This is a genomic window from Candidatus Magnetaquicoccus inordinatus, from assembly GCF_004217665.1.
In the GTDB taxonomy this organism is placed as follows: Bacteria; Pseudomonadota; Magnetococcia; order Magnetococcales; family Magnetaquicoccaceae; genus Magnetaquicoccus; species Magnetaquicoccus inordinatus.
In genome coordinates this window covers 1-9505 of sequence record NZ_RXIU01000142.1, presented here as the reverse complement: position 1 = coordinate 9505, position 9505 = coordinate 1, and the positions used below count along the sequence as shown (strand labels likewise).

At 53.0% G+C, this 9505-nt stretch carries 10 protein-coding genes; 9 read left to right on the top strand and 1 reads right to left on the bottom strand.

Features of this window, described 5'->3' with window-relative positions:
* Positions 1-477, bottom strand: a 477-nt coding sequence (locus EJP87_RS10750) for a dynamin family protein (protein WP_193771295.1), incomplete at its 3' end; no start/stop codon positions are given.
* A 903-nt stretch (positions 478-1380) separates the two neighbouring features.
* Between EJP87_RS10750 and metX the strand changes: the two genes are divergently transcribed.
* The 9 genes from metX (at position 1381) to EJP87_RS10705 (ending at position 9303) form a co-directional block, all read left to right on the top strand.
* Positions 1381-2592: a homoserine O-acetyltransferase MetX gene (gene metX, locus EJP87_RS10745; RefSeq protein ID WP_130471874.1), complete on the top strand. Its 1212-nt coding sequence runs from the start codon at positions 1381-1383 to the stop codon at positions 2590-2592.
* Positions 2579-3226 (top strand): methionine biosynthesis protein MetW, encoded by a 648-nt coding sequence (gene metW, locus EJP87_RS10740; RefSeq protein ID WP_130471873.1) that lies wholly within the window; start codon positions 2579-2581, stop codon positions 3224-3226. The genes metX and metW overlap by 14 nt, the downstream gene beginning before the upstream one ends.
* Positions 3223-3750: a hypoxanthine phosphoribosyltransferase gene (gene hpt / locus EJP87_RS10735; RefSeq protein ID WP_130471872.1), complete on the top strand. Its 528-nt coding sequence runs from the start codon at positions 3223-3225 to the stop codon at positions 3748-3750. The genes metW and hpt overlap by 4 nt, the downstream gene beginning before the upstream one ends.
* A gap of 5 nt (positions 3751-3755) precedes the next feature.
* The gene (gph, locus tag EJP87_RS10730; RefSeq protein WP_193771294.1) at positions 3756-4445 is read left to right on the top strand and encodes a phosphoglycolate phosphatase; all 690 of its coding nucleotides are present in this window, start codon (positions 3756-3758) and stop codon (positions 4443-4445) included.
* A gap of 29 nt (positions 4446-4474) precedes the next feature.
* On the top strand, positions 4475-5356 hold the full coding sequence (gene hisG, locus EJP87_RS10725) for an ATP phosphoribosyltransferase (protein ID WP_130471870.1): 882 nt from the start codon (positions 4475-4477) through the stop codon (positions 5354-5356).
* A 92-nt stretch (positions 5357-5448) separates the two neighbouring features.
* Positions 5449-5682: a hypothetical protein gene (locus tag EJP87_RS10720; RefSeq protein WP_130471869.1), complete on the top strand. Its 234-nt coding sequence runs from the start codon at positions 5449-5451 to the stop codon at positions 5680-5682.
* A 66-nt stretch (positions 5683-5748) separates the two neighbouring features.
* Complete coding sequence (gene oadA / locus EJP87_RS10715; RefSeq protein WP_130471868.1) at positions 5749-7569, top strand: sodium-extruding oxaloacetate decarboxylase subunit alpha; 1821 nt, start codon at positions 5749-5751, stop codon at positions 7567-7569.
* Between the two features lie 15 nt (positions 7570-7584).
* On the top strand, positions 7585-8751 hold the full coding sequence (locus EJP87_RS10710; protein WP_130471867.1) for a sodium ion-translocating decarboxylase subunit beta: 1167 nt from the start codon (positions 7585-7587) through the stop codon (positions 8749-8751).
* A 243-nt stretch (positions 8752-8994) separates the two neighbouring features.
* A complete protein-coding gene (locus tag EJP87_RS10705) occupies positions 8995-9303 on the top strand; it encodes an HPF/RaiA family ribosome-associated protein (RefSeq protein ID WP_130471866.1) in 309 nt (102 codons plus the stop codon).
* Positions 9304-9505: the final 202 nt, after the last annotated feature.

Below are 9505 nucleotides of genomic sequence, written 5' to 3'. Positions count from 1 at the left end.
TTTGCCACGCAACTTTTCCGTCGGACAGGTTTTCAGTTGCAGATAGGCATCGATACGCTGCCCCTCGCCCGGACTGACCCGCTCCAACTCCTTGCTGATCTGATAAAAAGGAAAACGGGGATCCGCATCCAAAGCCAACCCAGGCAGGGTGCGAATGTTCTCCTCCTTGCTGTAGCAGATCACCGTAAATTTATCATCCACCGCCTGGTTGCCGGTCCGCTGCAGCTTGTGACCAAGAAAATGGTTGATAAAGGTCGATTTTCCCGACGAAAATGTCCCCAATACCGAGATCATCGGCCACCAAGGCACACGGGTGGCAAAGGATTCCGTGCGATCCAGAATGCCCATCCGATAGGCAATGGAATCCAGATCGCGAAAACTTTGTACCACCTGCAAAAGAACGGGATTTTCTTGTTTCAGGTGTTTTTCCAGACCATTAAGGCGCCTTTCAACATGACTGCTGGGGGTATCGAACATGCGGACACTCCAAATTCCAGGGACGGTTGTACACAGGGGAATCAATGATTAAATGAACAACATTTACTAAAAATGCACAGCAACCTGGCAGAGCTGATGCCTTTTGCAACTCCTTTTTAGAACAAAAAAGGGGGGAATGCTATGGCTGAAAAACAGAGTCGGAAGGGTAAGTGCAGATACCCTTGGTTACCCTGCCGCCGTGGAACAGTTCCCTGAGCTTGTGAATAAATCTACTGTGCCGCCCATGGGCGGCGTTGCAGGCTCACTCGCTCCTCGCAATCAGCTTGATAGTCTGGTCGCTCATTCACCTGCGCCTTGCCCATGAGCGTGCTCGCGACGATTTATTCACAAGCGCCCTCTACTTTTCCGACACAAACCAGCGCCCACTGACCTCTATCGAGCGGTCAGAAATCGCAAAAATCTCTGTTGTTTGCCCTGCAAACATCCATTGGCTGTTTGCGTACAGAAAGAGGATACACCATAGACAGCACAAGCAACTTAACCGATGCAAATTCATCCCAAAAAAAGAGGAGGATTGGCACTCGTTTGCCCAGGATTCTATTTTTTTAAGCAGGCTCTGCCTGCCTCTCCTATAAATACTGGATCAAACAGCTTCTTGTCTATCCTGATCATTCACGCCTGGCGACAATTTATTTTTACCACACCATGCCCTGACTGATAGAATAGATCGTATCCCACTTTTGCCCGTCGCAGACAAATTATGGCTGGACATTGACCAGGAATAAACCCTAAAAATAGTCAGTAGAGAATGGCACAATTTTCGGTTGCACAGAGTGCCGACTTTGGCACCATTTTTTTGGCGGACGGAGTGCCGTCGCAAGAGAGTTCCACTCCTCAATTGCCACGCTTTATCGCCCTTAACCGTATCCTGCAGGTGATCCCATGGAAAGCGCTTCCGGCCCATCGAGCCAATCGGTCGGCGTTGTACAAACACAATATGTCGAACTCTTTACCTCCGAAAAACGCTTGCCACTCGATTGTGGTGCCAGCCTGGGCCCGGTACAGGTAGCCTATGAAACCTATGGCACCCTCAACAGCGAGCGCAATAATGCCATCCTGCTCTGCCATGCCCTCTCCGGCACCGCCCATGCTGCCGGTCGCCATAATCCGGACGATCCCAAAACCACCGGGTGGTGGGATATCTATGTCGGACCTGGCAAACCCTTCGATACCAACCGTTTCTTTGTCGTCTGCAGCAACAATCTGGGTGGCTGTGATGGTACTACCGGGCCCTCCAGTATTGATCCCGGCAGTGAACGTCCCTATGGTCTGACCTTTCCCATGATCACCATCGGCGACATTGCCCGCCTGCAAAAGGCTTTGATCGATCATCTTGGCATCACTCGCCTGCTTGCTGTTGCCGGTGGCTCCATGGGAGGAATGATTGCCCTGCAGTGGGCCCTCGATTATCCCGACAGCCTGGAGGCAGCCATCGTCATCGCCTCCACGCCTCGCCTGTCGGCACAAAATATTGCCTTCAATGCGGTCGCCCGCCAGGCGATTATGGCCGATCCCCACTTCAATAACGGCAATTATTATGACAAGGAGCGTCCGCGCAAAGGGTTGGCCTTGGCGCGCATGATGGCCCATATCACCTATCTTTCGGAAAAGGGGCTGCATGATAAATTTGGCCGTCGTCTCCAGGATCGAGAGAGCTTTTCCTTCGGTTTTGAAAACGATTTTGCCGTCGAAAGCTATCTGCACTACCAGGGCTCTTCGTTTGTGAAAAAATTTGATGCCAATACCTACCTGTACATTACCAAAGCAATGGATTATTTTGATCCTTTCCCTGATCCGCGCACTACGGCGGAACGGTTGGCTAAGGTGACAGCACGTATTTTGATCATGAGCTTTGATACCGATTGGCGCTTTGATACCTCCCGCTCCAAAGAGCTTGTCAAAACCCTGAACTGGCACGCAAAACGGGTCACCTTTGAGGAGTTTCCCTCTCCACACGGCCATGACGCCTTTTTGCTCTATCAACCCCTCTATCAACAATCGCTTGCTTCTTTTCTCAATCGCCTGTACCAGGAGTGTGTTGGCACCACAGAGGCCCCCGCTGAAATTGTCGAAGGAGTGGATGGCATTGTCTAGATTGCGTATCGATCAGGCTGTTATCGCCAAACTGGTGGATGAAAAATCGCGCGTCCTGGATCTGGGCTGCGGCGATGGTTTGCTGCTGGAATATCTTTTCCATCACAAACAGGTCCAGGGCTTCGGCGTGGAGATCTCCCATGAAGGGGTCCACGCCTGTATTGCCCGCGGCCTGCCGGTCTATCATGGCGACATCGATCAGGGACTCTCTGATCATCAGGATGACTCCTTCGATTATGTCATTCTCTCACAAACCCTGCAGGCGGTCCGCCGCCCAGAATTTGTCCTGCAGGAGATGCTGCGGGTTGGCAAACGGGGGATTGTCTCTTTTCCCAACTTCGGTTATTGGCGAATTCGCGCCCATTTGGCATTGCAAGGCCGCATGCCCCGGACCAGCCTGCTACCGGCCACCTGGTATGACACCCCCAATACCCACCTCTGCACGATTCTTGATTTCCAGGATCTCTGCAAAAAGATGTCGATCCATATCCTGCGCCAAATTCCTCTGGCTGCAGAGGGGGGACAACCTACCGGCCTGCTGCAAGCCAGCCTGTCCAAATGGTTGGTCCCGCTCTCAACTGCCAACCTTTTGGCTCCCATTGCCGTCTTTCTCCTGGAACGAGGTGAGCCTTGAGTACACCCATTACCCCCCTGCTCAGTGAACAGGAGATCCGCGCCCGCGTCACTGCTCTGGCTGCTGAAATTGCACCCCATCTGCAACCGGGTACGGTTATTGTCGCTCTGCTCAAAGGGGCCTTTGTCTTTGCCGCCGATCTGCTGCGTGAGCTTTCGCGCCATGTTCCGGAGATCAACCTCGATTTTATGGTCCTCTCCTCCTATGGCAACGATACCCGCAGCAGTGGTCGGGTCATGATCAAACTGGATTGCCAACAATTGGTGGAAAACCAGGATGTCCTGCTTTTGGATGATATTCTGGACAGCGGCAACACCCTGACCTTTGCCATGGAACATATGCGTCTCAAAGGGGCCCTGCGCGTCTACTCCTGCGTTCTGCTCGACAAGCCCAGTCGTCGGCAAACTCCATTCAGTGCTGATTTTGTCGGTTTTACCATCCCGGATCTCTTTGTAGTCGGCTATGGTATCGACTATGCTGAACGCTATCGTGAATTGCCCTATATCGGTTATCTGGCGGATTAAAGCTCGTGATTGCACCCTTGTCTGTTCAAGCCCTGCTCTTTGATCTGGATGGCACCCTGGTGGATTCGGCACCTGATCTGTGCGCAGCCATGAATCATGTGCTGCAACAGCGGGGTTTTCCTCTGTTGGATCTGCAGCAGGTGCGCCATCTGGTGGGCGATGGGGCGAGGACTCTGCTGGCACGCGGTTTTTGGGGAGAAGAGGCAAAACCGCCTCTTCAGGATCCCTCCTTTGAAGAGGCGGTAACCCTGTTTCTCGATTATTATCGTCTGCACCTGACCGACCACTCCCGACCCTATCCTGGGACAAGCAGCATGTTGCAGCATTTTCAGCAACAGGGGGTGCCCATGGCTGTGGTTACCAACAAACCGGAAGCCCTGGCCCTGGCCATGCTGGAGCAGTTGCAACTGCGCTCCTTCTTCTCTTATGTAGTCGGCGGCGACAGCCTGCCGCAACGCAAACCTGCCCCTGAACCGTTGCTGTTTCCTCTGGCGCAATGGCACATTCCCGCCCAGGAGGCGGTGATGATCGGTGATTCTCAGACCGATCTGCAAGCCGCACGTGCTGCCGGTTGTCCGATGATCTGGATGGGTCATGGCTACAACCGAGGCATCTCCCCGGAGAGTCTCCATCCCGATCGGCTGCTGGAGCATTTTGCACAGTTGCCGCTGTGTGTGCACATCGTTCATCATTAAGATTTATTTTTTTCCAGAAAGAGATTCGCATGAGCAACTCCTTAAAATTGGGCCTTCCCAAAGGCAGCCTGGAACAATCCACCATTGAACTGTTTGCCCAGGCTGGTTGGAACATTACCCCCTTTTCTCGCAACTATTTTCCGGTGATCGATGATCCCGAACTGACCTGCTCTCTGGTACGTCCCCAGGAGATGGCCCTCTATGTGGCGGATGGCACTTTGGATCTGGGTCTGACCGGTCAAGATTGGATCCGCGAACGGGACTGTGAAGAGAAGGTGCTCCCCATCACCCTTTTGGAATATTCCAAAAGCTCCAACAAACCCTGCCGCTGGGTACTGGCAGTGCGCAAAGAGTCACCCATCCAGTCATTGGCCGATCTGCAAGGCAAACGGGTTGCCACCGAACTGGAGCATGTCACCCGTAGCTATCTGTTGCAGCATGGGGTGAGTGCCGAGGTGATCTTCTCCTGGGGGGCCACCGAAGCCAAAGCGGTTGAAGGTTTGGTGGATGCTATTGTGGAGATTACCGAAACCGGCTCCACCATCCATGCCCACGGTTTGCGGATTATCGATGAGGTGATGCAGACCAGCACCTGCCTGATTGCCAATCCCCAAGCCTACTCTGATCCCTGGAAAAAAGAAAAAATCGACCAGATCGCCCTGCTGCTTTCGGCAGCCCTGGCGGCCCGTCATAAAGTGATCTTGAAAATGAACATTCCATCGGCCAACCTCCAGAAAATACTGCCTTTTCTGCCTAGTTTGAACGCGCCGACCATCAGCCCCTTGACCGACAGCTCCTGGTTGGCTGTGGAAACTGTGGTCGATCGCAAGCTGGTCAGACAACTTATTCCACAGCTAAAAGCTGCCGGGGCAGTAGGTATCCTGGAATATGATCTGCAAAAAGTGGTATGATGCAGCATGGTGTGGATCGGTCTGGGTTAGGACAGGATCCACCTCTGCGGCGCTTAACCGCTTCACCCGCTGGATAGGGAGCTGAAATTTCTATGCACGGACTGGAGTTACTGCTGGTTGGTATCGCTCTCCTCTTTGCCTGGACCGCCTTGTTGTACCGACTGCTCGGTCAACTGTCGCGTCTGTGCACCCGCTGGCAAGGAAGCAGCCTACCGGTCACCGCTCCCTCTGCCACAGAACAGGATGCTCTGGAACAGGAGAGGATTGCAGCCATCGCCATTGCCATCCATCTGTACCGAACCCGGTCGCGCCACGGATCCACTTAACTGTCACACTTGCAGGCATCCTCCTTTTCGGAGCGTTTCCTGACCTTGTGCGAGGAGTTTGACGTTATGGCCAATAAAGCCTTGGGAATCACCGAACTGGTGTTGCGCGACGCGCATCAGTCGCTGCACGCAACCCGGATGCGCATCGATGATATGTTGCCCATCGCTGCCCAACTGGATCAAATCGGTTACTGGTCGTTGGAGATGTGGGGAGGCGCCACCTTTGATGCCTGCATCCGTTTCCTGGGTGAAGATCCCTGGGAGCGTTTGCGCAGCCTCAAGGCGGCCATGCCCAATACGCGCATGCAGATGTTGTTTCGTGGTCAAAATATTCTGGGTTATCGTCATTATGCAGATGATGTGGTAGAAAAATTTGTCGAGCGTGCGGCGGTCAATGGCATCGATGTTTTCCGCATTTTTGATGCCATGAATGATGTGCGCAACTTAGAGACGGCCATCCGGGCCACTTTGAAGGTAGGCAAGCATGCCCAGGGGGCGCTCTCTTATACCATCAGTCCGGTCCACGATATTCCCTACTGGATTGACATGGGCAAACGTCTGGAAGAGATGGGGTGTCACTCCTTGTGTATCAAGGACATGGCAGGTCTTCTCAAACCATTGGTTGCTTATGAACTGGTGGCCCGTTTGAAGGAGACAGTCTCTCTGCCCATTGCCTTGCACAGTCATGCCACCACTGGTCTTTCCACTGCTGCCATCGTCAAGGCAGTTGATGCTGGTTTGGATATGGTGGATACGGCCATCTCTTCCATGAGTATGACCACCGGCCATTCAGCAACCGAGTCCATTGTCGCCACCTTCCAGGATACTGCACACGATACTGGCCTGGATCTCCACAAGCTGGAACATATTGCCGCCTATTTTCGGGATGTGCGCAAAAAGTATGTTTCATTTGAAGGGGGCTTGCGTGGTGTCGACGCCCGCATTTTGCTGGCCCAGGTACCGGGTGGCATGCTTTCCAACATGGAAAACCAGCTCAAAGAGCAGGGTGTTCTGCACAAAATGGATGCTGTTTTGGCAGAGATTCCTTCGGTACGGAAAGATTTGGGCTATTTGCCTTTGGTCACTCCCACCTCGCAGATTGTGGGCACGCAAGCGGTCTTGAATGTGGTCCTGGGAGAGCGTTATCGCACTATTGCCAAGGAGACCCAGGGAGTCTTGCGTGGGGAGTATGGTGCCACTCCTGCCCCGGTCAACACTGAGTTGCAGATGCGCGTGTTGCAGCCGGGTGAAAAGCCGCTCACCTGTCGTCCTGCTGATCTTTTGCCTCCAGAGATGGACAAACTGACTGCTGAGTTGCAAGCCAGTGCCAATGCCAAATCGATTCAGCTTGCGGATCCGGTTGTGGATGATGTGTTGACCTATGCTTTGTTTGCCCAGGTTGGCATGAAATTTTTGGAAAACCGCGACAATCCCAAAGCTTTTGAGCCGAAACCGGGAACCCAGACGGAAGCGCCTGCTGCCAGCAAAGCCTCTCCGGCAAAAAGCGCCCCGGCGCCGACTCCGGCGGGCAGTGAGCACTATCGGGTGGTAGTGAACGGGCATGTTTACGATGTGGAGGTAGGTTTGGAGGGTACGATCACCCCGACTCCGGCACACCACCATCGTACTGCGGCCACACCGTTGAGCACCACCACTGTAGAGACGGGCAGCAAGGTGGAGGAGATTCCTGCCCCGCTGACTGGTACCATCACCAAAATCCTGGCACATCCCAATGAGACTGTGCAATCTGGTCGTGTTGTCCTGCTGATGGAGGCGATGAAAATGGAGACTGAGATACGTGCTCCGCATGCTGGGCGCATTATTGCCATTCCGGTACAGGTTGGGGACACTGTACAGACTGGTGATGTGCTCTTTTTGCTGGCCTGATGCGGGTCACTCCTCATGGAATCCCTCTCCCTGTTCTGGCAAAATACCGGCATCGCTCAGGCCACTTGGGGTGCCATCATGATGGTGGGCATGGGCAGCCTGTTGCTGGTGTTGGCGATTCGTCAGAGGGTAGAGACCATCTTTCTGTTCTCTCTTGGTTTTGCTGCTGTTTTGGCCAACATGCCCGGTTCGACTTTGGCGGAGCCGGGTGGCATGCTTTACACCCTGTATGAGGTAGGCATTCGTGATGGCATGCTACCGGCGCTGGTATTGTTAGGTGTGGGAATTTTGGCTGATTTTGGTCCATTGATCGCGATGCCATCGTTGCTTTTTGTCGGTGCGGCTGCCCAGTTGGGGATTTTTGTCACGTTTTTGTTGGCGTTGACCTTGGCCAACAGTTTAGGCATCTCTTTTAACCTGTTGCAGGCGGCGGTTATTGGTATTGCCGGGGGGGCGAATGTACCCAATCTGGTTTTTGCTGCTGACCGTTTAGCGCCTGAGATGGTTGGCATTGCGGTAGTTGCCATTCATGCGGCGGTGTTGGCGTTACCAAGCATGCAATCTTTGCTTGCTGTTTTGCTTACCAGTGAACAGGAGCGACAAGTGGTGATGGGAGCGTTGCGTCCTGTCTCTCCTTGGGAGCGCATTCTTTTTCCGGTGATGTTGATGGTCACCTGTTTATTGTTATTGCCGACCATTGCTCCTTTATTGGCGCCTTTGGCTTTTGGCAATTTGATGCGCGAATCGGGAGTGATTGGCCGGGTCACCACTGGATTGAGTCCTGCGGCCCATTCTGGCTTATTATCGTTGGCGACTTTGTTGCTTGGTTTAGCCATTGGCGGTCGTTTGACTCCGGAGCGTTTTTTTTCTTTGGAAAGCTTGACTCTTTTTCTCTTTGCGCTTGTTGCTTTTGGCGTGGGAAGTGCATCTGCATTTATCATGGGCAAATGGTTGCATCGGCAAACGGCGGGGGCTGTCAATCCTTTATTGGGTGCGGCTGGCATAGCTGTGGTTCCGTTAGCGGCGCGCATGGTACGCAAGTTGGGAGCGGAGAATGTGCCACCGATTGAGTTACCTGCCCCCATGTTAGCCTATGCCATTGGCACCAACATGGCTGGCTTGTTAAGCGCCATAGTCACTGCCGGAATTTTGCTTACTCTGCTTGCCGGTAAATCCTGGTAACCGACGGAGGTATAGTGTATATGAGGCGTGCCGTACTGTACGGATGGCAAATTTTTCCATCCGATTCTCTGGAGCCAGGCAAGGCAGGGGAGTTTGGATCCAGAATTGACTGCCACAGCTTATTTGTGGTGGGTAAATTAACCAGGGAAGGAAACTGTCAGGCATCATAACCACTCTGAGAAGCAGGTGGAACCGCTTGCTGAGTGTGGATGTCCCTCATAACGTTTGAAGCGAGGTCCTTATATGGAAATCAAGCTGGAAGGTCGCCAAGTGGAATTGGGCGATGAGTTGTGTGAACGGATTCGCAATCGCATGACGAGCATGGATCAACGGTTTGGACCGATTACCCATGCTCGGTTGAGTGTGGAGCGTAGTGTCCGTAAGATTGAGCAGCGTGCCAAGGTAACTGCCGTGGTGCACATTTCTGGAACCACTGTGACGGTGACCAAAGAGACCCCCACGGTTGTGGCTGCGGTCAACGAGGCATTAGAGACGCTCAGTTTGGAGTTGGCGGAGCACGTAGAAAAGACCAAGAAGAGTCATCGCGATTGAGCCATAGGGCTGCTTGAGGCTAGTACCGGCCGGGGATTGGGGGATCCCCGGCTTTTTTTATGTTTAAAAAATGAGTTATTACGGGTCCAGGGGGATTATCCCCCTGGTAGGGTCCAGGGACGAAGTCCCTGGGATTTTGCTTTTAATCTTTTAATCTTTTAATCTTTTAATCTTTTAATCTTTTAATCTTTTAATCTTTTAA